The following is a 24,439-nucleotide window of genomic DNA, read 5'->3' on the forward strand; positions in this document are numbered from 1 at the left end:
CACTCGTTCACCCTTGTCACGTGCCAGCCATACTCTGAGCAAACCCTCTCTTGTCAGGAGGTCCCCATGGGGGACATCGCACGCCAACGTACCTCATGCACATTGACGCCCTTGTCCGCTCTGTTGTGTGTCGCCGCCCTGGTACTGCTGTTCTCGCTGATCGGCATCTTCACCCGCCCCCCCAACCTGCTGGCGGCCTTCTGGCCTGCCAATGCGGTCCTGCTCGGCTGCATGGTGCGCTATCCACGCCTGGCCACCCCGGCGGGCTGGGCCGGCGGCATACTGGGCTTTTTTCTCGCCGCCCTCTTCACCGGTGAGCCCCTGTTCAAAACCATCCTGCTGACCTGCGGCAACCTGGCCGGCATCGGCGTCGGGTATCTGCTGATGCATCGGCTCGCGCCTGCCGACAAGCTCCTCAGGCGCCCCACCTCCCTCGTGCTCCTGCTGCGAAACACCCTGGCCGCCTCCCTCGCCGCCGGCGTGGTCGGCGCCATCATCAATCCCATCCTGTCTCTGGGCCCCCCGCTCTACGGGCTGGGCTTCTGGTTTGCCAGCGAGCTGGTGAACTACATGACCATACTGCCGGTGCTCCTGACACTGCCTCCCCATGACAGCGTGCCCCCCTGGCGCACCCTCCTCTACCGCACCGAGTTCTCCTGGACCGGATTGATGCCGCTGCTGAGCCTGGTGGCCTCCCTGCTGCTCACCCTGCTCATCGAGGGGCCGGGATCCATCGCCTTCCCGGTACCGGCACTGCTCTGGTGCGCCGTCACCTACTCCGTCTTCGCCACCAGCCTGCTGACCCTGAGTTACAGCACCCTGATCCTGATCGCCCTCTCAAACGGCCACCTCGTCATCAATCACGATGTCCAGACCCAGTACTGGATGTTCTCCGTCCGGATAGGGGTCATGTTGATCGCTCTCACCCCCCTGACCGCCGCCAGCATCATGGCGGCCCGCAACAGCCTGCTGCGGGAGATGAAACACCTGGCCCACCACGATCACCTGACCGGTGCGCTGAACCGGGCCGGCTTCTGGTCGGCCGCCAACGAACTGCTCCAGCACCTCACGGTGCAGCGCTACCCTGTGGCGATCTGCATGCTGGACATCGATCATTTCAAACGCATCAATGATCGTCACGGTCACGAAGAGGGGGACAACCAGTTGAGCGGCTTCGCGGCCCGGGTGCGCGACCAGCTTCGACCGGGGGACCTCTTCTGTCGCCTGGGGGGAGAGGAATTCGTGGCCATCTTGCCCGGCCTCAGCGAGGAGCAGGCCATGGCGGTGGCCGAGCGGCTGCGAAAAATCGTCGCGCAGCCAGGGGAAGAAAATGGAGCCGAGCCCGCCGTCTGCATCACGGTCAGCATCGGTATCGCCTCCCAGAGAGAGGGCCCCTTCAATCTGGACGAGCTGCTCTCTCGCGCCGATCAGGCGCTCTATCTGGCCAAGCACAATGGCCGCAACCGGGTGGAACGCTACTCGGCCGAGCAGGCTTCCCCCAGCGTCGGGCAATCTTGCGGCACCTGAATGGCGTGGCTCTTGTCGTCATCATCCGGCCTCTGCCGGCTGCGGGGCGAGCAGATGAAGATGGAGCCCGTCCGATGCCACCTCGATCTCGATCCCGCGCCAGTCCCGCAGCCAGCCCTTGAGCCTGTCGTCATACCACCTTGTTCCCCCCATCTGCACCACCTGGCAACCCGCCTGCAGGGCGCTGGCGATGCCCGCTGGCGCATCCTCGAACACCAGGCAATCGGCCGGAGCCAGTCCCAACCGGCTGGCAGCCAGCAAATAAGGCTCGGGATCCGGCTTGCCCCGTACCACATCCCCGGCGCACACCAGGAGACGGGGCAGCGGCAATCCGGCGTGCAGCAGCCGGTGCTCTGCCACCCTCCGGCTTGCGGAGGTCACCAGCGCCCAGCGCGTCGATGGCAGCTGTTCGAGCAGTCGCCGGGCACCGTCCAGGGGCATCGGCGCCGCAGCGTATGCCATCTCCAGATCGTCGAGCAGGGCCACCTCCACCGCCATGTCCAGCTGGGGAGCCAGGGCCCCTATCACCTCCCGTGAGCGCACGCCGTGGCACATGGCGAGCACGGGAGCGGGATCCAGCCCATGGTGCTGACACCAGCGCCGCCACACGACTTCCACGTCGCCGGTGGAGTGGACCAGGGTGCCATCCATGTCCAGCAGCAGGGCCGCGGCCCTCACGCGCACCGCGCTCACAGGGCTCTCCCCGCCAGCGCATCGGCGAAGACCTGCCGCTGGGCAGCGGCCTCGTAACAGGCGAGCGCCTGCTCCGCATTGCTGGCCCACACCGGCAAGGGGGCGACGACGAACCCCTGCTGCAACAGGCTGGTCAGCAGCTCCCCGGTCTCCGGTGCGGCCAGCGGCTGAGCCATCACCAGGCTCCCCTTGATCAAGAACAGATAGCGTTCGCTCGACATGACATGACTCCTTGTGGCTGTACAGCGGGCAAGCAGGCCCGTTTCGAGACCATTAGAACAAGGAGATTAGATAATTTATAATCAATAAATCGCCACATTGGATAACCAAATGGAATGAGATTCGACCTGAGACAATTGCAGGCCTTCGTCATGCTGGCCGAGAGTGCCAACTACCGGGAGGCGGCCAGCCGGCTTTTTGTGACACAACCGGCCCTGACCAAGCAGATCCAGGGGCTGGAGCAGGCCCTCGGCTGCACCCTGTTCAACCGGGGCCGCCACGGGGCCGAGCTGACCGCCATCGGCCTACAGTTGCTGCCCCAGGCCAAGGCTCTGGTGGATCACGGCAAGGGATTCGAGCGGCATGCCCTGGCGTTGGCAAGCGGTGCCGCCGGACGCCTCAACATCGGGTTCGGGCTCTCCAGCTTCGCACTGGCCCCTTCCCTGGTGGCCCGTTTCAAACAGCAGGCCCCCGACGTGCTGGTTCACCTGCGGGACACCACCTCCGCCATCCAGCAGGAGCACTTGCTGGCGGGTCGGCTGCAACTGGGCTTCATGCGACGGCCTGATGCGCCACAACTGAGGGAACACAGGTTGCTGACGGACAGACTGGTGCTGGCCGTCCCCACCCAGGTGGCAGGGCCGGACTTCGACCTGGAGCGGGCGCTGATCCGCGATCCCTTGCTGCAGATGGTGGGCCATCGCTGCCCGGGTCTCAGCCAGCAGATCGCCCGCTTTCTCGGCGCCAACCGGCTGACCGGTCTCATTCAGGAGGCGGAAGACATCCAGACCCTGGTGGCCCTGGTGGCCGCCGGTATCGGCAACGCCATCCTGCCGCGCAGCGTGGGGTTCATCGCGGGCAAGGAGGTGACCCTCTACCCTCTCTCCGGCCCCTGGTCGGAATGGGAAATCAGCCTGGTGTGGAACCCGGAATTTGCCGATCCCATCCGGGATCGCTTCCTCGCCATGGTGAGAGAAACGCACCCCGAGCCCGCATGAGATGCATGAGATGCCTGCAGGAGAGGATGGCCGGGCTCAGTCCCGCTCCGCCAGCTCCGCGACCTTGATGATCTCGGCAATGCGACCGAGCATGCGCAGGGAAGCCTGGTGTTCTGCGGCATCCGCCGCCGCGCAGGCATCTTCCAGGATGGTGATGGTATAGTCCCGATCGTGACCATCTCGCACCGCCCCCTGAATGGCCCAGCTGGTGCTCACGCCGCACACATAGAGATGCTCGATGCGATTGGCCCGTAGCGCAGGCTCCAGCGCCGTGCCGTAGAAGGGGCTGACCCTGGGTTTGGTCAGCACCAGATCCCCGGGTTGCACATCGAGCTCCGGGTGAAAGTCGGTGCCGCTGTCCGCCAGGGAGAGGGCCCCGAACTGCCGGGCACGGCCAAACATGGGGGAGCCCTTGGGTTGCAGCAGATAGCCCTCGTCAAACCCCACCTTGATGAGCACCACCAGCCAGCCGTGAGCGCGGGCATGAGCCAGCGCTTGGTTGGCGTGCGCAATGGCGTCCTGCTCGATCACCTGGGCCGCCGAGGCGGCGATGCGCCCGTCCGGGTGGGCGATGTCGTTGATGAAATCGATCACCAGCAATGCCTTGTTCATGGTGTACTCCCCCCTTGCCTGAGGCCGTTTTGCCCCTGCGCCGCCTGGATCACTCCTCGCGGCCATATAAAAAACCGGCTGTCACCATCACACGGATTGATATGCCACCCGATTGGCACCTGGCAGTGCCACGCACTGCCTCATACCAGCCCAAGCGCATAGCGTAGCGCCATCTCCTTGAGGGGGCCCGCCTTGTCCGCCAGATTCAGCGCCAGGTTGCGGGCAAGCCTGAGGGGGCCTATCTCGTTGCTGAAGACCCCGTAGAAGAGATCCATCCCCGACTGCATCAGCAGGTTGTCAGGGCGGCGTCGCCCCTCGTAACGCCCGGCCAGCGCCAGCTCGTGCCACTGCGCCCCCGCCTTGCCGAGCAACCCGGCCCAGCAGGCCACGTCCTTGAAACCGAGGTTCACCCCCTGCCCCGCCAGCGGATTGATGGTGTGGGCCGCATCCCCGAGCAGCACCACTCGCCCGGCGTGATAGTCGTTGGCGTGGCGGCGCACCAGGGGGAAGCTCCCCTTGGCCGTCACGGTGAAACCGCCAAGGCGGCTCGGGAAGTGGCGGCGCACCTCGACGGCCAGGGCCTCGTTGCTCATGGCGGCCAGCGCCCGGATGCGGGCCGGGCTGTCATACCAGACCAGGGAGCCATGGCGGCCCGGCAGCGGCAGGAAGGCGCGCGGGCCGCTCGGGGTGAACTGCTGCCAGGTGATGTCTTCCTGGGCAAAATCGGTGTCGATGTTGATCAGCATGCAGTGCTGGCGGTACTCGAAACGCGACACCCCGATGCCGGCCAATCGCCGGGTGTGGGATTCGGCACCATCACAGGCCAGCACCCAGCGCGCCTGCAGCTCGGTGCCGTCATCCAGAGTCAGCACGGCGTCATCCGCACTCTGGCGCAGGCTCGTCACCGCCGCCGGGGTATGGGTCTGGATGGTCGGGTAATCCTCCATCCTTTTCAGCAGCGCGAGCTGGATCAGCCGGTTCTCGATGATGTAGCCGAGCTGGGGCAGCCCGAGATCCACCGCGTCGAAGCGGGTAGCGAAGCCGTCCAGCTCCCAGGTCTCCAGCCGGCGATAGGGGCACAGCCGCATCTGCTGCAGATATTGCCAGGCACCGGCCCGGGTCAGCAGCGCCACCGAGGCCTGACTGATGGCGGAAACCCGCAGATCCAGCGACTGCTCGGGGGCATAGGGCTCGGGCAACCGGGTCTCGATGACCCGTACCGAGAGCCCCTCTGCCGCCAGCAGGCAGGCGGTGGCGGCGCCCACCATGCCGGCGCCGACGATGGCGATATCACACTGTTCCATAACTTGATTCCTGCAAGGAGTCCCCGCGATAAGGGGCAAGGGCCGAACCGAATGGGGCATGATAACGCAAGGAGGCGGCAGAAACAGTGAGGGGGATGCGCAATTGCCGACGACAAGCCGGCCCTGATGGCGACGGGCGGGCCCAGACTGGTCAGCACCGGGATTGCGGAGTAAAATGGCCGGTCCTTTGACCCTGCCGATTTCAAAACCAGTCACGAGAAGCAATGAGCAAGAAACTTCATATCAAGACCTGGGGCTGCCAGATGAACGAGTACGACTCGTCCAAGATGGCGGACCTGCTGGATGCCAGCAATGGCTACACGCTTACCGAGGAGCCGGAAGAGGCAGATGTGCTGCTGCTCAACACCTGTTCCATCCGCGAGAAGGCCCAGGAGAAGGTGTTCCACCAGCTCGGTCGCTGGAAGAAGCTCAAGGCGAAAAAACCGGGGCTGGTGATCGGGGTGGGCGGCTGCGTCGCCTCCCAGGAAGGGGAGAACCTGCGCAGCCGGGCGCCCTATGTGGACATCGTCTTCGGACCCCAGACCCTGCACCGCCTGCCGACCATGATCAAGCAGGTGCAGGAGGGGCGCGGTGCCCAGGTGGACATCGCCTTCCCCGAGATCGAGAAGTTCGACAACCTGCCCGAACCCCGTGCCGAGGGGGCGACCGCCTTCGTTTCCATCATGGAAGGCTGCTCCAAGTACTGCTCCTTCTGCGTGGTGCCCTACACCCGTGGCGAGGAGGTGAGCCGGCCGCTGGATGACGTGCTCTATGAAATCGCCCAGCTCGCCCAGCAAGGGGTGCGCGAAGTGAACCTGCTCGGCCAGAACGTCAACGCCTACCGGGGGCCGACCTTCGACGGGGAGGTCTGCACCTTCGCCGAACTGCTGCGCCTGGTGGCTGCCATCGACGGCATCGACCGCATTCGCTACACCACCAGCCACCCGGTCGAGTTCACCGACGACATCATCGAGGTCTATCGTGATACCCCCGAGGTGGTCAGCTTCCTGCACTTGCCCATCCAGAGCGGCTCGGATCGCATCCTGACCATGATGAAGCGCCCGCACACCGTGCTGGAGTACAAGTCCAAGATCCGCCGCCTGCGCGCCGTGCGTCCCGACATCACCATGAGCTCCGACTTCATCGTCGGCTTCCCGAACGAGACGGACGAAGACTTCGAGGCCACCATGAAACTCATCGAGGAGATCAACTTCGACATGAGCTTCAGCTTCATCTACAGCCCGCGCCCCGGCACCCCGGCCGCGGACCTGCCCGATGACGTCGACATGGAAGTGAAGAAGGCCCGCCTGACTCGACTGCAAAACCGCATCAATCACCAGTCCATGCTCATCGGCCGCGCCATGCTGGGCTCGGTGCAGCGCATCCTGGTGGAGGGACCCTCCAAGATGGATCCCATGCAGCTCAGTGGCCGCACCGAAAACAACCGGGTGGTCAACTTCGAGGGGCCGCACCGCCTCATCGGCGGCTTCGCCGACGTGGAGATCACCGACGTACGCCCCTACTCCCTGCGCGGCCGCTTCATCCGCGGCGAGGACGAAATGAACCTGCGCATCGCCACGGCCCCGAGCGAGATCCTCGCCCGTCGTCCTGACAACGTGCCCGATGATCTGGGCGTTGCGGCCTTCAGACCCCATTGATGACTCTCTCCCCCGCCCCCTGGCGGGGGAACAACCGATAAGAGGACACCTTGAGCCGACACATCTCCACCCTGAATCTGCATCTGGAACCCGCCGACAACCAGCGCCTCGCCAGCCTGTGCGGACCCTTTGACGACAACCTCAAGCAGCTGGAGCGCCGTCTCGGCATCGAGATAAGCTACCGGGACAACCACTTCCAAGTGATCGGCAAGCAGGCCCAGGTGGAGGCGGCTGCCGTCATCCTCAAGCACCTCTATGTGGAAACCCAACCCCTCAAGGGGAGCAAGGTGAGCGACATCACCCCCGAGATGGTGCACCTGGCGGTGCAGGAGTCCCGCGTGCTGGAGCAGGACGACGACCCCGCCCCTTCCCTGCCGTATGGCAAGGAGGTCACGGTCAAGACCAAGCGCGGTCTCATCAAGCCCCGCAGCCCGAACCAGGCCCAGTACATCGCCAATATCGTGCGCCACGACATCAGCTTCGGCATCGGGCCCGCCGGAACCGGCAAGACCTATCTCGCCGTGGCCGCCGCCGTGGATGCCCTGGAGCGCCAGGAGATCCGCCGCATCCTGCTGACCCGCCCGGCGGTGGAAGCCGGTGAGAAGCTCGGCTTCCTGCCCGGCGATCTCTCCCAGAAGGTGGACCCCTACCTGCGCCCCCTCTACGACGCCCTGTTCGAGATGCTGGGCTTCGAGCGGGTGGAGAAGCTGATGGAGCGCAATGTCATCGAGGTGGCGCCGCTTGCCTACATGCGAGGCAGAACCTTGAATGACGCCTTTATCATCCTGGACGAGGCCCAGAACACCACCACGGAACAGATGAAGATGTTCCTGACCCGCATCGGCTTCAACTCCAAGGCGGTGGTGACCGGCGACATCACCCAGGTGGACTTGCCTCGCAGCACCAAATCCGGTCTGCGCCACGCCCTGGAGGTGTTGCAGGGGGTCGATGGTCTCTCCTTCAACTTCTTCGAGTCCAAGGACGTGGTGCGCCATCCCGTGGTGGCCCGCATCGTGCAGGCCTACGAGGCATTCGATGCCCAGCAGGCGGCCGAGAAGAGCGCAGCCACTCCCCGCAACGAGAACACCAGCAAAGAGAGTGCCCAATGAGCGTGACCCTGGATCTGCAACTGGCCTGCGCCAGCCCGGACGGCCTGCCGACCGAGGCCCAGCTGCAAGGCTGGCTCGACGGCACCATTCTGGGCTTCCAGCCCGAGGCCGAGGTGACGGTGCGCCTGGTGGACGAGGCGGAGAGCCGCGAGCTCAACCACACCTATCGCGGCAAGGACAAGCCCACCAACGTGCTCTCCTTCCCCTTCGAGGCGCCACCGGGTCTCGAGCTGCCCCTGCTCGGGGATCTGGTGATCTGCCGCCAGGTGGTCGAGGCCGAAGCCGTCGAACAGGGCAAGCCCCTGATGGCCCACTGGGCTCACATGGTTGTGCATGGCAGTCTGCATCTGCTAGGTTATGACCATATCGAGGACGAGGAAGCCGAGGAGATGGAGCAGCTCGAGCGCGACATCATGCAGGAACTGGGCTTCGCCGATCCTTATCTGAACGACGAAGAGTAACGAACCGGATGGTCATCGTCTTGAAACAGCCGATGCCCATCCTCATATAGCCACAACGATTTCAAGTGTGTTCATACGAGTAACCAAGAGAGAAAATGACCGACGATCACCCTAGTACCGGCTCGCCGAAGAAAACCTGGCTCGACAAACTCAGCCAACTCTTCCAGGGCGAGCCAAAAGACCGCAACGATCTGGTAGAGGTCATCGCCGATGCCGAAGAGCGGGACCTCATCGATCAGGACACCAAGGACATGATCGAGGGCGTGCTCGAAATTGCCGAGCTGCGCGTGCGTGACATCATGATCCCCCGCTCCCAGATGGTGACCATCGAGAAGTCCCAGCCGGTGGACGAGTTCCTGCCGGTCATCATCGAATCCGGCCACTCCCGCTTCCCGGTGATCAACGAAGACAAGGATCACGTGGAGGGCATCTTGCTCGCCAAGGATCTGCTGCCGTTCGGGTTTGGCGGCCAGCATGCCAGCGAGCCGCTCCAGCTGGAGAAGATCCTGCGTCCCACGGTGATCGTGCCGGAGAGCAAGCGGGTCGATCGCCTGCTCAAGGAGTTCCGGGAAGAACGCTACCACATGGCCATCGTGGTGGACGAATTTGGCGGTGTCTCTGGTCTCGTGACCATCGAGGACATTCTGGAGCTCATCGTCGGCGAGATTGACGACGAGTTCGACGACATCGAGGACGAGCCGGAAGAGATCCGCCGCATCAGCAAGCGGGTCTTCTCGGTGAGCGCGCTGACCGAGATCGAGGACTTCAACGACTTCTTCGGCACCCAGTTCAGCGATGAAGAGGTGGACACCGTCGGCGGTCTGGTGATGCACGCCTTCAGCCACCTGCCCAAGAAGGGTGAAGAGATCGAACTCGACGGCTACCTGTTCAAGGTGATGCACGCCGATCGCCGTCGCCTGCAACAGTTGCAGGTGAAGATCCCCGAGCATCATGCGGCGGCGCAGCCGGAGTCCTGATCCCGCCCAGCACCACGCACATCCCGCGCCCCTCTCGTCAGGGGCGCTTTTTTTGCCTCCCTCCCGCCGCGCTACCGCCACTTGGCCCACGCCGACCGCGAGGCTCGCCGTTGACCCGGTTTGCGGTTAAGATGTCGGCCATTGTGTTTCCATTCAGTCCAATTCGAGCCCCGATCCCCCGTGAAATCGAAACTCCTGACCAGCCTGTTTGCCATTGCCAGCGGCGCCATCGCCGTGCTGGCCTTCTCCCCTTTCGGCTACTGGCCCCTGGTGATCCCCTCCCTGCTCGGCCTTTACGCCCTGCTGGACAAGGCCACCCCCAAACAGGCAGCCTGGCGCGGCTTCGGCTACGCCATGGGTCTGTTCCTGCCCGGGCAGTGGTGGATCCACGTCAGCATGACGGAGTTTGGCGGCATTCCGCTGCCGGCCGCCTTCGTGCTGCTGGCCGGGCTCTGCGCCTATCTCTCCCTCTACCCGACCCTGGCCTGCTGGCTCTTCGCCCGCTTCTTTGCCGGCCGCCACTGGAGCCGCTGGCTGCTCGCCTTCCCGGCGCTCTGGCTGATGGCCGACTGGCTGCGGGGCTGGGTGATGACAGGCTACCCCTGGCTCTGGTTCGGCTACACCCAGATAGACGGCCCCCTCAAGGGCTTCGCTCCCCTTCTCGGGGTGCAAGGCATCACCCTCGCCCTGCTGCTCACCGCCTCCGCCCTCTGGCTGGTATGGCAGCACCGCAAGCCGGCCTGGCTGCTGCTCCCCGTCGCCCTGGTGGGCGCCGCCCAGGGGCTGATGCAGCTGAGCTGGGTGACCCGGGGTGAGCCGGTCAAGGTCGCGCTGGTGCAGGGCAACATCGAGCAGTCCCTCAAGTGGGATCCGGAGGCCCTGGTGCCGACCGTGCGCAAGTATCAGGATCTCAGCCGCGAGAACCAGGATGCCGACATCATCGTCTGGCCGGAGTCCGCCATCCCGGCCATCGAGAAGGAGATGGGTACCTATCTGGAGAGCCTGGACAAGGCGATGAAGGTGAACGACACCGGCCTGCTGGCGGGGATCATCCATTACGATCTGAAACAGCAGCGCTTCTTCAATACCGTGCTCGGCATGGGGGTGCAGGATGCTGAGGGCAAGGAGTCCTACTACTACGAGCACAAGAACCGCTACTACAAGTACCACCTGCTGCCCATCGGCGAGTTCGTGCCCTTTGAAGATCTGCTGCGTCCCATCGCCCCCTTCTTCAACCTGCCCATGTCCTCCTTCAGCCGGGGTGACGAGGTGCAGCCGAACCTGATCGCCAAGGGGCTCAAGTTTGCCGCCGCCATCTGTTACGAGATCATCTTCCCGGACGAGGTGCGCCGCAACGTGCAGCCGGATACCGACTTCCTGCTGACCGTCTCCAACGACGCCTGGTTCGGCACCAGCATCGGCCCCTGGCAGCACATGGAGATCGCCCGCATGCGCGCCCTGGAGCTGGCCCGCCCGCTGCTGCGCGACACCAACACCGGCATCACCATCGTCACCGAGATAGACGGCAGCATCATCGCCCAGATCCCGCAGTTCGAGGCTGGAGTATTGCGTGCCGAGGTACGCCCCGCCCACGGCCAGACCCCCTATCTGCGTTTTGGCAGCTGGCCCATGTATGGCCTGGCCGCCGCCCTGCTGGGGCTGGCCCTGTGGCTGCGCCCCCGCGCCCACCCCTGGGCGCGCAAGGGCTAAGACCACACAACCCCGATAAACAAAAGAGGCGCCCTTGGGCGCCTCTTTTTATGGTTTGGCTTATGGCTTGGCACAGTCTGGCGGCTCAAGGAGACAGCGGCTCACGGTGATACTCATCGGCCCCGCACTCCGGGCAGGTGCCAAGCTGCTCTGGATGCAGCACGGTATGGCGCCACTCGCAGTGATCGCACACCAGCACCCCGAGTCCCACCCAGTCCCCCGCACGGTAGACCCCCTTGTGCTCCAGCTCGTCCGCCAACTCCTGCCACTCCACCTGGGTACGGTCGGTCACGTCCGCCAGCCAGGACCAGGCGGTGTCCTTGAGTGCCAGCATGAAGGCGGACTCCTCCACCTGCTCATCCTTGCGCCCTTCGTCATAGTTGCCCAGATCCCGCTTCACATACTCGGCGATCAGCGCCAGCTCGTCCTGGGTCAGATCCCCGGCCGCCTCCAGATAGGCCTGCACCTTGGCGATCATCCGGTTGAGGCGCTCTCCCTGAAACGCTTCCGTCTCTTCCCACTGCTTCTTGAGCTGGGCGATAAAGGCTTCATACCCTTGTCGACGTTTGTCCATGGCCATCACTCCTCTGCTGAATCCCGATCGAGCCAGACCCTGACCTCGGGCTCGGCGGATACGGGCGGCGGTTGCCATTCTCACTTCGTTGCGACTCTCGCGGCTCTTGCGGCTCTGCAAATCCTCGCGGGTACCGGACCTGGCCCGAGACCGGGCGGATGCTGGCGGTTGTTGCCGCCGCAGGATATGGGTATTCTATCGGGATTTCCCAGCCGTTTTATCTATTCATTTCACAGATCCGGATGTCACCAATGCAAGAGCAATACGTTCCCCAATCCATAGAACCAGCAGTGCAGAAGCACTGGGATGCCAAGAAAACCTTCAAGGCGGTGGAGAAAGTAGACAAGGAAAAGTTCTACTGCCTCTCCATGTTCCCCTATCCGTCTGGTCGTCTACACATGGGGCACGTTCGCAACTACACCATAGGTGATGTGATCTCCCGTTATCAACGGCTCAATGGCAAGAACGTGCTGCAACCCATCGGTTGGGACGCCTTCGGCCTGCCGGCAGAAAACGCAGCCATCAAGAACAACACGGCGCCGGCCCCCTGGACCTACGAAAACATCGAATACATGAAGAACCAGCTGAAGATGCTGGGTCTGGGTTATGACTGGGATCGGGAGCTGGCCACCTGCAAGCCGGACTACTACCGCTGGGAGCAGTGGTTCTTCACCAAGCTCTACGAGAAGGGCCTGGTCTACAAGAAGACCTCCTCCGTCAACTGGTGCCCGAACGACATGACGGTGCTCGCCAACGAGCAGGTAGTGGACAACTGCTGCTGGCGCTGTGACACCCCGGTGGAGCAGAAAGAGATCCCCCAGTGGTTCATCAAGATCACCGACTACGCCGAAGAGCTGCTGAACGATATCGACAATCTGGAAGGCTGGCCTGAGATGGTCAAGACCATGCAGCGCAACTGGATTGGCCGCTCCGAAGGGGTCAACATCAGCTTCAATATCGACGGTCAGGCCGAGCACCTCGAGGTCTACACCACCCGTCCGGACACCTTCATGGGTGTGACCTATGTGGGCATCGCCGCCGGTCACCCGCTGGCGCTGCAAGCAGCCCAGAACAATCCGGAGCTGGCCGCCTTCATCGAAGAGTGCAAGAACACCAAGGTGGCCGAAGCTGAACTGGCCACCATGGAGAAGAAGGGCATGGCCACCGGCCTCTACGCCATTCACCCGCTGGATGGCCGCAAGGTGCCGGTCTGGGTCGCCAACTTCGTGCTGATGAACTACGGCACCGGCGCCGTGATGGCAGTACCGGGTCACGACCTGCGTGACCACGAATTCGCCACCAAGTACGGCCTCGAGATCAAGGCGGTCATCAAGCCGGTTGATGGCGACGTCGACGTGAGCGAAGCGGCTTATACCGAGAAGGGTGTGCTGTTCAACTCCGGCGAATTCGACGGTCTCGACTTCCAGGGTGCCTTCGATGCCATCGCCAACAAGCTGGAAGGGCTCGGCAAGGGCAAGCGCACCGTCAACTACCGTCTGCGCGACTGGGGGGTTTCCCGTCAGCGCTACTGGGGCGCTCCCATCCCCATGCTGACCCTGGCTGACGGTACCGTGGTGCCGACTCCGGAAGACCAGCTGCCGGTCCTGCTGCCGGAAGACGTGGTGATGGATGGCATCCAGAGCCCCATCAAGGCCGACCCCGAGTGGGCCAAGACCACCTACAACGGCCAGGAAGCATTCCGCGAGACCGATACCTTCGACACCTTCATGGAGTCCTCCTGGTACTACGCCCGCTACTGCTCCCCGGACTACGACAAGGGCATGCTGGATCCGGCGGCTGCCAACCACTGGCTGCCGGTGGATCAATACATCGGCGGCATCGAGCACGCCTGTATGCACCTGCTCTATGCCCGCTTCTTCCACAAGCTGCTGCGCGATGCGGGCCTGGTGAACAGCGACGAGCCGTTCAAGCGTCTGCTCTGCCAGGGCATGGTGCTGGCCGACGCCTTCTACTACAAGGATGAGAAGGGCGGCAACGTCTGGGTCAGCCCCCTCGACGTCAAGGTGGAGCGTGATGACAAGGGCCGCATCACCAAGGCGGTCGACCTTGAGGGTCGTGAAGTGATCCACTCCGGCATGACCAAGATGTCCAAGTCCAAGAACAACGGCATCGACCCGCAGCTGATGGTGGAGCGTTACGGCGCCGATACCGTCCGTCTGTTCATGATGTTCGCCTCCCCGGCCGAGATGACCCTGGAATGGTCCGACTCCGGCGTGGAAGGTGCCCAGCGCTTCCTGCGTCGCCTGTGGCGCATCACCTTCGAGCACGTATCCGGTGGCGCCGTTGCCGCACTGGACGTCGCCGCCCTCACCAGCGACCAGAAAGCCGTGCGCCGCGAGCTGCACAAGACCATCGCCAAGGTGAGCGACGACGTGGGTCGCCGTCAGACCTTCAACACCGCCATCGCCGCCATCATGGAGCTGATGAACAACCTGGCCAAACTGGGCAGTGACGCTCAGGATCGCGCCCTGATGCAGGAAGCGCTGGAAGCGGTCGTGGTCATGCTCTACCCCATCACCCCGCACATCGGCTTCGAGCTGTGGAAAATGCTGGGCAAGGAAGGGGACATCGATGTCGCGGCCTGGCCGGTGGCTGACGAAGCAGCCATGGTCGAGACCGAGAAGCTGGTGGTGGTGCAGATCAACGGCAAGATGCGCGGCAAGCTGACCGTGCCGGCCGAGATAAGCCAGGCCGACGTCGAGAAGCTGGCCATGGCCGATGCGTCCGTACAGAAGTTCACCGACGGTCTGACCGTGCGCAAAGTCGTGTACGTGCCGGGCAAACTGCTCAACATCGTGGCCAACTGATGACGCCTCCCCTGGCGGCGGCCGACGGTCTGGGCCAGGGGCTGACGACACACGGATGATGACGGCGGGCCCTGCGCCCGCCGCTCTTCCCTTCATGCAAAGAGGATTTTTTATGGGCACCATCTTCACGCGCTGGATGGCCATCGTGCTGGCAGGACTGCTGCTGCAGGCCTGCGGTTTTCAGATGCGGGGCACCGCCATTCCCCCCGAGCTGATGACCATGAAAGTGGTCGGTGACAACAAGAGCGACTTCTACCGGCTGGTCACCACCCGTCTCAAGGCCGCTGGCGTCGAACTCGCCGACAAGGAGGGCATCCCGGTGCTGACCCTGGCCGGGGTACGTAGCCGCAGCCAGGTCGCCTCCGTCGACTCCATCGGCCAGGACCGCGAATACCTGCTCAGTTACAGCACCCAGTTCACCGTGGTCATGCCGGGCAAACCGACCCAGGTCTTCCCCATCACCTTCAACCGCAGCTTCCTGAACAAGCCGGATGCGGCACTCGCCTCCTCCCGCGAGCAGGAGCAGCTGGGCAAGGAGATGCAGGAGCAGGCCGCCAACCTGGTTATTCGCCAGCTCAGTCAGGTCAAGTTCTGATGCGCGTATCTTGATGAGAGGGTGTTGATGAGAGTCTATCCCGAGCAGTTTGCGGATCATCTCAAGGCAGGGCTCAAGCCCTGCTATCTCATTTTTGGGGACGAGCCCCTGCTCAAACTGGAAGCTGTCGACGCCGTGCGTCAGGTGGCACGCAAACAGGGCTTCGATGAGCGCCACAGCTTCGTGGTGGAACAGGGGCTGGACTGGAACCAGGTCTACGATGCCTGCCAGGCCATGAGCCTGTTCTCGGCCCGCCAGATCATCGAGCTGGAGCTGCCCGCCAAGATCGACAAGGATCTCGCCGCCCGCATCAGCGACATTGGCAAGCAGCTCCACCCCGACCTGCTGCTGGTGCTCTCGGGCCCCCGCCTCAACCAGACCCAGATGAAGGCGGCCTGGTTCGACAAGCTGAGCCAGAGCGGCACCTATGTGCCGGTCAACCACCCCGAGCCCCGCTTCTTCCCGCGCTGGATGAGCGCCCGTTTTCAGCGCTTCGGCCTCAAGGCACTGCCGGATGCGGTCAACTTCATGTGCCACGCCTACGAGGGCAACCTGCTGGCCGCGAGCCAGGAGATCGAGAAGCTGACCCTGCTCTCCCCGCCCCAGCCCATCAGCGTCGCCTATCTGCAGGAGACCATCATCCGCCACGCCCACTTCACTCCCTTTCAGCTCGTCGATACCCTGCTGGAAGGAAAGGTGAACCGGGCCCAGCGCATCCTGCTGGCCCTGCGCGCCGAGGGCACCGAACCCGGCATGCTGGCCTGGACCCTGTGCCGCGAACTGGAGCAGCTCACCGAACTGGCGCTGGCCGCCCGCGCCGGACAGCCCCTGGTGGAGCATTTCAGCCGCCTGCGCATCTGGCAGAGTCGCCAGCAACTCATCCAGCAGGCGCTGACCCGGCTTCCCTTCCCCAAGATCCGGCAACTCTGGCAACTGATGGCCCAGCTGGACCATGCCCAGCGCCATTTCGACACCGAGCAGGCCTGGCTGATGCTGCAAACCATCGCCCTCGGCTTTCGTGACGGTACCCCGCTCCCCCTGCTGGAGACGGAATCATGCTGACAGCGCCCATCGGGATCCTCGGCGGCACCTTCGATCCCATTCACATCGGCCACCTGAGGCCCGCCATCGAGGCACGGGACGCCCTGGGTCTGGCCGAGGTGCGCCTGCTCCCGAACCATATCCCGCCCCACCGGGCCAATCCGCTCTGCTCCAGCGAGCAGCGACTCGCCATGGTCGCGCTGGCTGCGGCGGACAACCTGGGATTCGTGGTGGATGAGCGGGAGCTCAGGCGCGACACTCCCTCCTGGACCATCGACACCCTTGTCGAGTTGAGGAGCGAGCTGCCGGACACCCCGCTCTGCTTTTTGATGGGGATGGATTCCCTGCTCGGCCTGCCGGGCTGGCACCGCTGGCAGGAGTTGCTCGATTACGCCCATCTGGTGGTGAGCTGCCGCCCAGGCTGGCAACCGGATTATCCCGTCCAGGTGGCCGAGCTGCTGGCCCGCCACCAGACCCGGGATATTCAGGATCTCCATCGCCAGCGCCACGGTCATGTCTGGCTTTGTGACAACCTGCCCGTCGAGCTGTCGGCCACACGCCTGCGTGCCCTGCTCGCGGCAGGCCAGGATCCCAAATACCTGCTGCCCAACCCGGTCGCCGACTATATCCGGCGCCACGGGCTCTACCGCTCATCGGCAACGCAGTAAACGGCGCCACGCAGGCGGATCAGCCGACATGTCCGGGCGCACCGGGCCCGGCCCTGACTATTGCCAGGCCGGGTTGCACACTATAGTGATCGTCAAGGGGCCCCTCCCCCACGGGACGCCTCCCCGGGCGATGCTCCCTTTGCCAGGCTGGGAAACGGGAGTGACCATGATATAATCCGCCGCCCTCTGGCGCCGGAAGATAGGAGAAGACATTGCAAGGCCAAGAATTGCTCGCCTTTATCGTCGACAAGATCGATGACATGAAAGGCCGCGACATCATCACCCTCGATGTGCGCGGCAAATCCAGCATCACGGACACCATGATCATCTGCTCCGGCAACTCCAATCGTCACGTCAGTGCCATCGCCCACAACCTCGCCAGCGAGGCCCGTCATGCGGGGCTCGACCTGCTGAGCGTGGAAGGGGAACTCACCGGCGAGTGGGTGCTGGTGGACATGGGGTCGGTCATCGTCCACGTGATGCAGGATGAGTACCGCGACTTCTACCAGCTGGAAAAACTCTGGAGCGGCGCCGCCCAGGTCAATTCGCAATAAAGGGCGACAGCGTAACCAAAGATGAAGATCCAGTTGATTGCCGTGGGCACCAAGATGCCTGCCTGGGTAGAGCATGGCTTCGAAGAGTACCGTCGCCGCTTCCCCAAAGACATGCCGTTCGAGCTGGTCGAGATCGGCGCAGGCAAGCGCGGCAAGAATGCCGACATTCCCCGCATCCTGCAAAAGGAAGGAGAAGCCATGCTGGCCGCCGCCGGCCGCTCCCGTATCGTGACCCTGGACATTCCGGGCAAGCCCTGGACCACGGAGCAGCTCGCCGTGCAACTGGAAGCCTGGAAGCTGGATGGCCGGGATGTGGCGCTGCTGGTGGGTGGCCCGGAGGGGCTCTCCCCCGAGTGCAAGGCTGCCGCGGAGCAGAGCTGGTCGCTCTCGCCCCTGACCCTGCCCCATCCCCTGGTGCGGGTACTGGTGGCCGAGAGCCTCTACCGCGCCTGGAGCATCACCACCAATCACCCTTATCACAGAGAGTGACCCATGCCGACCCTGAGCATGCATTTCTCCTCTCTCACCCGCACGTCAGCCACAAGGTAACGGCATGCTGAAGAATCGCATTGAAATGCGCGATCACAGTGCCGAGGGACGTCTGTTCTTCCGGCGCACCCTGGTCGCCTACATCGGCATGGTCACCCTCATGCTGGTGCTGCTGGCTAACCTCTACTACCTGCAAGTAGAGTCTTACGAAACCTATCAGACCCGATCCAACGACAACCGCATCCGTGTGGTACCGGTGGCGCCGCCCCGTGGCCTCATCTACGACGCCAACGGTGTCCTGCTGGCGGAAAACCGCCCTGTCTACAGCCTGGAGATCGTGCCCGAAGAGACCGAGAACCTGGAGAAGACCGCGGACGACCTCATCACCCTGCTGGCCCTGCCGGAGGGGACCAAGGAGAAGTTCCTGGCCGAGGTCAAGCGTCAGCGCCGCTTCAAGCCCGTGCCCCTGTTCGAGAAGCTGACCGAATACCAGGTCGCCCTCTTCTCGGTCAACCAGCACAACTACCCGGGGGCCAGCATCGAGGCCTACCTCAAGCGCTACTACCCGTTCGGCGACACCCTGACCCATGCCCTGGGCTACGTGGCCAAGATCAACACCCGTGACGTGGAGCGCCTCGAGAAGGAGGAGAAGCTCGCCAACTATGCCGCCACCAAGGACATCGGCAAACAGGGGGTGGAGAAGTACTACGAGGATCAGCTGCACGGCGTGGCAGGTTATCAGGAGGTCGAGGTGAACAACCGCGGCCGGGTGGTGCGCACCCTGAAATTCCAGCCCCCCGAGCCCGGCAAGGACATCTACCTCAACATCGACATCCGCCTGCAGTTGAAGGCCCAGGAGCTGCTGGCCGGCCGCCGGGGCGCCATCGTGATGATGGAACCCAACACCGGCGCCATCCTGGCCATGGAGTCGAGCCCGAGCTACGACCCCAACCTGTTCGTGACCGGCATCTCCAGCGCCAACTACTCGGCGCTGCTCAACGATCCCGCCCGGCCGCTGGTGAACCGCACCACCCAGGGCATCTATGCCCCCGCCTCCACCGTCAAGCCCATGATGGCGGTGATGGGGCTCAACGAGGGGGCGATCACCCCCAATTACCGCTACTTCGGCGGGCCCAGCTTCTCCATCCCGGGCACCACCAAGAAGTTCCGGGACTGGCGCCGCTGGGGCCACGGCTGGCTCGACGTCTATCGCGCCATCGAAGTGTCTGCGGACACTTATTTCTACGATCTCGCCTACCGGGTCGGCATCGACAAGATCAACAGCTACATGACCAAGTTCGGCTTCGGCCAGTACAGCGGCGTGGACCTCTATGAAGAGACCCGGGGCGTCATGCCCTCCCGGGACTGGAAGATGGCCCGCTGGCGTCAACCCTGGTATCAGGGGGACACCATCTCCATCGGCATCGGCCAGGGCTACTGGAGCGCCACCCCGATCCAGCTCGCCAAGGCCATCAGCATCCTGACCCAGAACGGTCACGACGTGACGCCGCACCTGCTCAAGAGCACCGCCTCCTCCGATGGCGTGGTCAACGCCCCCATCAACCCGAACGTGGCCATCGCCGCCAAGAGCGATACCTACTGGCAGGTGGCCAAGGACGGCATGTGGCGCGTCATCAACGGCCACGAAGGGACGGGGCGCCGCGCCTTCGCCAATACCCCCTACAAGGCGGCGGGCAAGTCCGGCACCGCCCAGGTGGTGGGCCTGAAAGAGAACCAGGTCTACAACGCGGCCACCACCAAGGTGGAGCACCGCGACAACGCCCTATTCGTCGCCTTCGCCCCCTTCGAGGCACCCAAGGCGGTCGTCGCCCTGGTGCTGGAGAACGCCGGGGGCGGCAGCGCCATGGCGGCACCGGTCGCCCGCCACATGCTGGATGCCTATCTGCTCCCGCCGGAACCCCAGTTGCCACCGGCACCGGAAAGCCGTCCCAACCGAGTGAGGTCGTTTCCCAATGAGTAATTCTGCCCGCCAGCAGAGCATCTGGTACAAGCTGCACATCGACCTGCCGCTGCTGCTCGGCCTGCTGACCCTGATGGCCCTCTCCATGGTGGTGCTCTACTCCGCCTCGGGCCAGGATCTCGACTCCATCGTGCGCCAGCTGGTGCGCGGCGCCCTGGCCTTCGGTCTGATGATCGGCATAGCCCAGCTGCCGCCCTCCCTCTATGCCCGCTGGTCGGTGCCCCTGTTTGCGGTGGTGGTGCTGCTACTCATCGCGGTGGACGTGTTCGGCCATATCGGCAAGGGGGCCCAGCGCTGGCTCGATCTCGGCTTCATGAAGTTCCAGCCCTCCGAGGTGATGAAACTCTCCATGCCCATCATGGTGGCCGCCTGGCTCAGCCGGCACTCCCTGCCGCCAAAGTTCAGCCATGTGATGATCGCCCTGGTGATGGTGCTGCTGCCCACCCTGCTGATCGCGGCCCAACCCGATCTCGGCACCTCCATCCTGGTGGCCGCTTCCGGCTTCTTCGTCATCTTCCTGGCGGGGATCAGCTGGTGGCTCATCGGGCTCGCGGTCTTGCTCATCTGCGCCTTCATGCCGGTACTCTGGTTCTTCCTGATGCACGACTACCAGCGCCAGCGGGTGCTGATGCTGCTGGACCCGGAGAAGGACCCGCTCGGTCGCGGCTATCACATCATCCAGTCCAAGATTGCGATCGGCTCCGGCGGCGTGTTCGGCAAGGGGTGGCTGCAAGGCACCCAGTCCCAGCTCGAATTCCTGCCAGAGCGCCACACCGACTTCATCTTCGCCGTATTCAGCGAGGAGTTCGGTCTGGTGGGAGTGGCCCTCTTGCTGGTCATCTACCTCTACATCATCAGCCGCTGCCTGTTTATCTCCATGCAGGCCCAGAACAGCTTCGAACGCCTGCTGGGGGGCGCCCTGACCCTGACCTTCTTCGTCTATGTGTTCGTCAACATGGGCATGGTAAGCGGCATCCTGCCGGTGGTAGGGGTTCCCCTGCCACTGGTGAGCTACGGCGGCACCTCCATGGTGACCCTGATGGCGGGCTTCGGCGTTCTGATGTCCATCCAGACCCACAGGCGGCTGCTCGCCTGATGCGGCTCGGCTGGCTGGCTCTATCTCTGTGTACCCTGACGGCGGGTGCTGCCGTCTCGCCGGCCCGGCTCAGCCTGCTGGCCGAGCAGCAGCAGGTACCGCTGGCAGAGTTGCAGGCCGCCGCCGCCCAGGCCAGCCTGCGCCAGGAGGTGCTGGACACCATTCGCCGCCCCTGGGAAGCCAAGCCCTGGCACCGCTACAGGCCGCTGTTCGTCACCCCGGAGCGCATCCGGGACGGAGTGGGATTCTGGCAGCGCCATGCCGCCACCCTGGCACGGGCCGAGCAGACCTACCAGGTCCCCGCCTCCCTCATCGTCGCCATCATCGGCATCGAGACCTTTTACGGTCGACAGATGGGGCGCCATCCAGTGCTCGACAGCCTCTACACCCTGGGATTCCACTACCCCGAACGGGCGGATTTCTTCGCCAAGGAGTTTGCCCAGCTGGTGCTGCTTGCCCGGGAAGAGAAGTGGCCGCTCACCAATCTCAAGGGCTCCTATGCCGGCGCCATGGGCATGGGCCAGTTCATGCCCTCCAGCTACCGCCACTACGCGGTCGACTTCGACGGAGACGGCAAGCGGGATCTCTTCGCCAACCCGGCAGATGCCATCGGCAGCGTGGCCAACTACTTCGCCCTGCACCACTGGCGCTGGGGCGAGCCGGTGGTGGAGCCCGCCTTGATCGGATTGGCGCCAGTAGGTACCCTGCTTGCACCCGAGCCCGAGCTAAGACACCGCTGGGCAGAGCTGGCCGCTGCGGGCATTGAAGTCGCCACACCGCCGTCACCCGAGACGCCGGTAAAACTGCTGGCGATGGAGCAGGCCGAAGGACCGGAATACTGGGTCGCGCGCCACAATTTTTACGTGATCACCCGCTACAATCGCAGCCCTCTCTATGCGATGGCGGTGCATCAACTCAGTCAAGCAATCCAGGACGCTTATGCATTACAGCCACAAACTTCTTCCCCTCAGCCTGACCTTGTTGCTGGCCGCCTGTAGCAGCCAACCCGAACCCCAGCCGCTGCCGCCAGAGCCCGTCGCCCAGGAGAAGCCCCAGGTCATCGAGATCCCCCAGGCGACCGGCGCCATTCCCCGCCCCGAACCCATGAGCGAGAGCGGCAACCGGGACTACTGGATCGGCAAGCAGAAGTTTGAGGTGTGGCGCGACATCAAGCACTACAGCGAGGAAGGCACTGCCAGCTGGCTCTCCCGGGATCTGGACGGCAACAAGACTGCCAGCGGCGACGTGCAGGACAGCACCCTGTTCAGCGCCGCCCACCGCAACCTGCCCCTGCCAAGCTACGTGCGGGTCACCAATCTGGACAACGGTCTGGAGACCATAGTACGCGTCAATGATCGCGGTCCCTTCGGCAGCGATCGCCTCATCGATCTCTCCCACGCCGCCGCCGCGCAGCTGGAGATGGTGGAAGGGGGTGAGGCCCGGGTGCGCCTCGAACTCATCACCGATCAGCCGGATCAGATGGTGGAGATGGTGCCCATGACCCCGATGACGCCCATGGAGCCTGCGGCGCCAGCCGCCAATTCCTTCGTGAACGAGACGCCGGCCCCCACGGCACCGGCCAAGGCCGCCCCTGCTCCTGCTCCTGCTCCTGCTCCTGCTCCTGCCGCCACGGCGACCACCACCGTCTCCCCCCCCAAGGCCGGTGCGACCCAGGGCAAGATGATCCAGGTGCTCGCCAGCGGCTCGCAGGCGCGAGCTGAGGCCATGGGCAAGGTGATGACCCAGCGCTATGGCGTGCCGTACCAGGTGGTGGCACATGGCGCCGTCTTCCGCGTCCTGCTCGGGCCCGTGGCCAGCGACAAGCAGGCCCCCCTGCTCGAGCAGATCCGCCAGGGTGGGTTGGAGCAGGCCTTCATCGTGCCCTGATACCCGCCCCGACCTCGCGCCGGGATACGACGCGAGGTCGGGGACCATCCCATAAAATCCCGTCCAGGTCGCATCTCGGACTATGACCGACACGCACATCTGGTATAGTGGGGCCCGCTTTTTTTCAACTTGGGTACAACCCATCCAGGCACCAGGAATTTCAAGATGTCCAAATTTGCCCGCTCCGTTATTCTGGCCTCCCTGTTAAGCGCCACCGCTCAGGCCAACCAGCCTGTTCCGACCCCGGATTCGGCCCTGCCGAGTGCCCAGCCGGTCCCCACTTTGAACAGCGCCCCCATGGTGGTGCCTGCCGCGCCCGAGATCTCCGCCAAGGCCCACATCCTGATCGACTACTTCTCCGGCCAGGTGCTGGCCGAGCAGAACGCCGACGAGCGTCTGCCACCCGCCAGCCTGACCAAGATGATGACCTCCTACATCGTCGGCGACGAGCTGCACAAGGGGAACATCAAGGGCACCGACATGGTGACCATCAGCCAGAACGCCTGGTCCAAGAACTACTCCGACTCCTCCAAGATGTTCATCGAGGTGGGCAAGCAGGTCTCCGTCGATGATCTCAACAAGGGCATCATCATCCAGTCCGGCAACGACGCCTGCGTCGCCATGGCCGAGCACCTGGCAGGTAGCACCGACTCCTTCGCCAGCCTGATGAACGCCTGGGCCGCCAAGCTCGGCATGAAGGACTCCCAGTTCAAGAACCCCCACGGCCTGGATGAAGAGGGCCACTACAGTACCGCCCGCGACATGGCCCGCCTGGGTCAGGCTCTGATCCACGATCAGCCGGAGGAGTACAAGATCTACTCCCAGAAGTCCTTCGTGTTCAACGGCATCACCCAGCACAACCGCAACCGCCTGCTGTGGGACCAATCCCTGCAGGTTGACGGCATCAAGACAGGTCACGTCAGCCAGGTCGGCTACAACCTGGTCTCTTCCGCCACCAACAACGAAGGCATGCGCCTGATCGCCGTGGTCATGGGGGCCAACAGCGAGGCTTCCCGCGCCGCCGAGAGCAAGAAGCTGCTCACCTACGGCTTCCGCTTCTTCCAGAGCCTGACCCCCTACAAGGCGGGCACCGAACTGGTCACCCAGAAGATCTGGATGGGCGACAAGTCTGAAGTGAAGCTGGGGGTCGACAAGGACGTCTCCGTGCTGGTCACCCGTGGCCAGGGCAACAACCTCAAGGCGGACTTCCAGCTGGAAAGCGAGCTGAAGGCGCCCCTGGCCAAGGGCCAGCGCGTCGGTACCGTGTACCTCAAGCAAGGAGACAAGGAGATCAAGCAGGTTCCCCTGGTTGCCCTGGAAGAGGTGCAGGAAGGTGGCCTGATGAGCCGCCTGTGGGATTACCTGGTGATGCTGGTCTCCAGCTGGTTCAAGTAACAGACCCTTCCTCAAGCAGCGGCGCCAACAGGCGCCGCTGCTGTCTTTTGCGGTCTGTCCAGT

General features: G+C 63.9%; 23 protein-coding genes. 18 read left to right on the top strand and 5 right to left on the bottom strand.

Going from position 1 to position 24,439, the window contains the following annotated elements:
- The first annotated feature begins 66 nt into the window (after window positions 1–66).
- Window positions 67–1,527 (top strand): diguanylate cyclase, encoded by a 1,461-nt coding sequence (locus tag AB5Y51_RS19755; RefSeq protein WP_336580356.1) that lies wholly within the window; start codon window positions 67–69, stop codon window positions 1,525–1,527.
- Between the two features lie 21 nt (window positions 1,528–1,548).
- Here AB5Y51_RS19755 and AB5Y51_RS19760 read toward each other — a convergent pair whose 3' ends face one another.
- Both AB5Y51_RS19760 and AB5Y51_RS19765 read right to left on the bottom strand, forming a co-directional pair.
- Entirely contained in the window at window positions 1,549–2,220 is a 672-nt protein-coding gene (locus tag AB5Y51_RS19760) for an HAD-IA family hydrolase (RefSeq protein ID WP_368179045.1), read from the bottom strand.
- A complete protein-coding gene (locus AB5Y51_RS19765) occupies window positions 2,217–2,441 on the bottom strand; it encodes a hypothetical protein (RefSeq protein ID WP_010673776.1) in 225 nt (74 codons plus the stop codon). The genes AB5Y51_RS19760 and AB5Y51_RS19765 overlap by 4 nt, the downstream gene beginning before the upstream one ends.
- Window positions 2,442–2,555: 114 nt before the next feature.
- Here AB5Y51_RS19765 and AB5Y51_RS19770 point away from each other — a divergent pair, with 114 nt between their 5' ends.
- On the top strand, window positions 2,556–3,437 hold the full coding sequence (locus tag AB5Y51_RS19770) for a LysR family transcriptional regulator (protein ID WP_368179047.1): 882 nt from the start codon (window positions 2,556–2,558) through the stop codon (window positions 3,435–3,437).
- Window positions 3,438–3,473: 36 nt separating this feature from the next.
- On the opposite strand, the gene AB5Y51_RS19775 is transcribed toward AB5Y51_RS19770, so the two are convergent.
- Together AB5Y51_RS19775 and AB5Y51_RS19780 are read right to left on the bottom strand one after the other, a co-directional pair.
- Window positions 3,474–4,049 (bottom strand): cysteine hydrolase family protein, encoded by a 576-nt coding sequence (locus AB5Y51_RS19775; protein WP_048207110.1) that lies wholly within the window; start codon window positions 4,047–4,049, stop codon window positions 3,474–3,476.
- 140 nt (window positions 4,050–4,189) lie between these two features.
- Window positions 4,190–5,353 carry an FAD-dependent monooxygenase gene (locus AB5Y51_RS19780; RefSeq protein ID WP_368179049.1) on the bottom strand — a complete coding sequence of 388 codons (1,164 nt, stop codon included), beginning with the start codon at window positions 5,351–5,353 and terminating at the stop codon, window positions 4,190–4,192.
- Between the two features lie 224 nt (window positions 5,354–5,577).
- On the opposite strand from AB5Y51_RS19780, the gene miaB reads away from it, so the two are divergent.
- From miaB to lnt, 5 genes are all read left to right on the top strand, one after another.
- Window positions 5,578–7,011 carry a tRNA (N6-isopentenyl adenosine(37)-C2)-methylthiotransferase MiaB gene (gene miaB, locus AB5Y51_RS19785; protein ID WP_010673772.1) on the top strand — a complete coding sequence of 478 codons (1,434 nt, stop codon included), beginning with the start codon at window positions 5,578–5,580 and terminating at the stop codon, window positions 7,009–7,011.
- 50 nt (window positions 7,012–7,061) lie between these two features.
- Window positions 7,062–8,120 (top strand): PhoH family protein, encoded by a 1,059-nt coding sequence (locus tag AB5Y51_RS19790; protein WP_041212533.1) that lies wholly within the window; start codon window positions 7,062–7,064, stop codon window positions 8,118–8,120.
- A complete protein-coding gene (gene ybeY / locus AB5Y51_RS19795) occupies window positions 8,117–8,581 on the top strand; it encodes an rRNA maturation RNase YbeY (protein ID WP_039041101.1) in 465 nt (154 codons plus the stop codon). Before AB5Y51_RS19790 ends, ybeY begins: the two co-directional genes overlap by 4 nt.
- A gap of 95 nt (window positions 8,582–8,676) precedes the next feature.
- Window positions 8,677–9,558, top strand: a complete 882-nt coding sequence (gene corC, locus AB5Y51_RS19800; protein ID WP_010673769.1) for a CNNM family magnesium/cobalt transport protein CorC — start codon at window positions 8,677–8,679, stop codon at window positions 9,556–9,558.
- Window positions 9,559–9,738: 180 nt separating this feature from the next.
- Window positions 9,739–11,268 carry an apolipoprotein N-acyltransferase gene (lnt, locus tag AB5Y51_RS19805; RefSeq protein ID WP_266135829.1) on the top strand — a complete coding sequence of 510 codons (1,530 nt, stop codon included), beginning with the start codon at window positions 9,739–9,741 and terminating at the stop codon, window positions 11,266–11,268.
- 85 nt (window positions 11,269–11,353) lie between these two features.
- On the opposite strand, the gene AB5Y51_RS19810 is transcribed toward lnt, so the two are convergent.
- Window positions 11,354–11,842: a zinc ribbon-containing protein gene (locus tag AB5Y51_RS19810; protein ID WP_041215952.1), complete on the bottom strand. Its 489-nt coding sequence runs from the start codon at window positions 11,840–11,842 to the stop codon at window positions 11,354–11,356.
- A 251-nt stretch (window positions 11,843–12,093) separates the two neighbouring features.
- Between AB5Y51_RS19810 and leuS the strand changes: the two genes are divergently transcribed.
- From leuS to AB5Y51_RS19865, 11 genes are all read left to right on the top strand, one after another.
- Entirely contained in the window at window positions 12,094–14,670 is a 2,577-nt protein-coding gene (gene leuS, locus AB5Y51_RS19815) for a leucine--tRNA ligase (protein ID WP_368179051.1), read from the top strand.
- Window positions 14,671–14,782: 112 nt separating this feature from the next.
- Complete coding sequence (lptE, locus tag AB5Y51_RS19820) at window positions 14,783–15,265, top strand: LPS assembly lipoprotein LptE (protein WP_043153202.1); 483 nt, start codon at window positions 14,783–14,785, stop codon at window positions 15,263–15,265.
- A 27-nt stretch (window positions 15,266–15,292) separates the two neighbouring features.
- Entirely contained in the window at window positions 15,293–16,327 is a 1,035-nt protein-coding gene (gene holA, locus AB5Y51_RS19825) for a DNA polymerase III subunit delta (RefSeq protein WP_010673764.1), read from the top strand.
- Window positions 16,321–16,974, top strand: a complete 654-nt coding sequence (nadD, locus tag AB5Y51_RS19830; protein WP_368179053.1) for a nicotinate-nucleotide adenylyltransferase — start codon at window positions 16,321–16,323, stop codon at window positions 16,972–16,974. Before holA ends, nadD begins: the two co-directional genes overlap by 7 nt.
- Window positions 16,975–17,186: 212 nt before the next feature.
- Entirely contained in the window at window positions 17,187–17,528 is a 342-nt protein-coding gene (gene rsfS / locus AB5Y51_RS19835; RefSeq protein WP_010673762.1) for a ribosome silencing factor, read from the top strand.
- A 21-nt stretch (window positions 17,529–17,549) separates the two neighbouring features.
- Entirely contained in the window at window positions 17,550–18,017 is a 468-nt protein-coding gene (rlmH, locus tag AB5Y51_RS19840; protein WP_005298242.1) for a 23S rRNA (pseudouridine(1915)-N(3))-methyltransferase RlmH, read from the top strand.
- 64 nt (window positions 18,018–18,081) lie between these two features.
- Entirely contained in the window at window positions 18,082–19,998 is a 1,917-nt protein-coding gene (gene mrdA / locus AB5Y51_RS19845) for a penicillin-binding protein 2 (protein ID WP_264786869.1), read from the top strand.
- Window positions 19,991–21,094: a rod shape-determining protein RodA gene (rodA, locus tag AB5Y51_RS19850; RefSeq protein WP_039041107.1), complete on the top strand. Its 1,104-nt coding sequence runs from the start codon at window positions 19,991–19,993 to the stop codon at window positions 21,092–21,094. Before mrdA ends, rodA begins: the two co-directional genes overlap by 8 nt.
- Complete coding sequence (mltB, locus tag AB5Y51_RS19855) at window positions 21,094–22,092, top strand: lytic murein transglycosylase B (protein ID WP_010673759.1); 999 nt, start codon at window positions 21,094–21,096, stop codon at window positions 22,090–22,092. The genes rodA and mltB overlap by 1 nt, the downstream gene beginning before the upstream one ends.
- A complete protein-coding gene (locus tag AB5Y51_RS19860; protein WP_368179056.1) occupies window positions 22,034–22,981 on the top strand; it encodes a septal ring lytic transglycosylase RlpA family protein in 948 nt (315 codons plus the stop codon). The genes mltB and AB5Y51_RS19860 overlap by 59 nt, the downstream gene beginning before the upstream one ends.
- Before the next feature lie 165 nt (window positions 22,982–23,146).
- A complete protein-coding gene (locus tag AB5Y51_RS19865; protein ID WP_039041110.1) occupies window positions 23,147–24,376 on the top strand; it encodes a D-alanyl-D-alanine carboxypeptidase family protein in 1,230 nt (409 codons plus the stop codon).
- Window positions 24,377–24,439: the final 63 nt, after the last annotated feature.

The organism is Aeromonas sp. R7-1, assembly GCF_040908115.1.
GTDB lineage: Bacteria > Pseudomonadota > Gammaproteobacteria > Enterobacterales > Aeromonadaceae > Aeromonas > Aeromonas caviae.

What these genes read in the sequence shown, in the direction of transcription:
- AB5Y51_RS19755 (WP_336580356.1), top strand. Translation starts at nt 67, where the DNA reads ATGGGGGACATCGCACGCCAACGTACCTCATGCACATTGACGCCCTTG.
- AB5Y51_RS19765 (WP_010673776.1), bottom strand. Translation starts at nt 2,441, where the DNA reads ATGTCGAGCGAACGCTATCTGTTCTTGATCAAGGGGAGCCTGGTGATG.
- AB5Y51_RS19770 (WP_368179047.1), top strand. Translation starts at nt 2,556, where the DNA reads ATGAGATTCGACCTGAGACAATTGCAGGCCTTCGTCATGCTGGCCGAG.
- AB5Y51_RS19775 (WP_048207110.1), bottom strand. Translation starts at nt 4,049, where the DNA reads ATGAACAAGGCATTGCTGGTGATCGATTTCATCAACGACATCGCCCAC.
- AB5Y51_RS19780 (WP_368179049.1), bottom strand. Translation starts at nt 5,353, where the DNA reads ATGGAACAGTGTGATATCGCCATCGTCGGCGCCGGCATGGTGGGCGCC.
- miaB (WP_010673772.1), top strand. Translation starts at nt 5,578, where the DNA reads ATGAGCAAGAAACTTCATATCAAGACCTGGGGCTGCCAGATGAACGAG.
- ybeY (WP_039041101.1), top strand. Translation starts at nt 8,117, where the DNA reads ATGAGCGTGACCCTGGATCTGCAACTGGCCTGCGCCAGCCCGGACGGC.
- corC (WP_010673769.1), top strand. Translation starts at nt 8,677, where the DNA reads ATGACCGACGATCACCCTAGTACCGGCTCGCCGAAGAAAACCTGGCTC.
- AB5Y51_RS19810 (WP_041215952.1), bottom strand. Translation starts at nt 11,842, where the DNA reads ATGGACAAACGTCGACAAGGGTATGAAGCCTTTATCGCCCAGCTCAAG.
- leuS (WP_368179051.1), top strand. Translation starts at nt 12,094, where the DNA reads ATGCAAGAGCAATACGTTCCCCAATCCATAGAACCAGCAGTGCAGAAG.
- lptE (WP_043153202.1), top strand. Translation starts at nt 14,783, where the DNA reads ATGGGCACCATCTTCACGCGCTGGATGGCCATCGTGCTGGCAGGACTG.
- holA (WP_010673764.1), top strand. Translation starts at nt 15,293, where the DNA reads ATGAGAGTCTATCCCGAGCAGTTTGCGGATCATCTCAAGGCAGGGCTC.
- nadD (WP_368179053.1), top strand. Translation starts at nt 16,321, where the DNA reads ATGCTGACAGCGCCCATCGGGATCCTCGGCGGCACCTTCGATCCCATT.
- rlmH (WP_005298242.1), top strand. Translation starts at nt 17,550, where the DNA reads ATGAAGATCCAGTTGATTGCCGTGGGCACCAAGATGCCTGCCTGGGTA.
- mrdA (WP_264786869.1), top strand. Translation starts at nt 18,082, where the DNA reads ATGCTGAAGAATCGCATTGAAATGCGCGATCACAGTGCCGAGGGACGT.
- rodA (WP_039041107.1), top strand. Translation starts at nt 19,991, where the DNA reads ATGAGTAATTCTGCCCGCCAGCAGAGCATCTGGTACAAGCTGCACATC.
- mltB (WP_010673759.1), top strand. Translation starts at nt 21,094, where the DNA reads ATGCGGCTCGGCTGGCTGGCTCTATCTCTGTGTACCCTGACGGCGGGT.
- AB5Y51_RS19860 (WP_368179056.1), top strand. Translation starts at nt 22,034, where the DNA reads ATGCATTACAGCCACAAACTTCTTCCCCTCAGCCTGACCTTGTTGCTG.
- AB5Y51_RS19865 (WP_039041110.1), top strand. Translation starts at nt 23,147, where the DNA reads ATGTCCAAATTTGCCCGCTCCGTTATTCTGGCCTCCCTGTTAAGCGCC.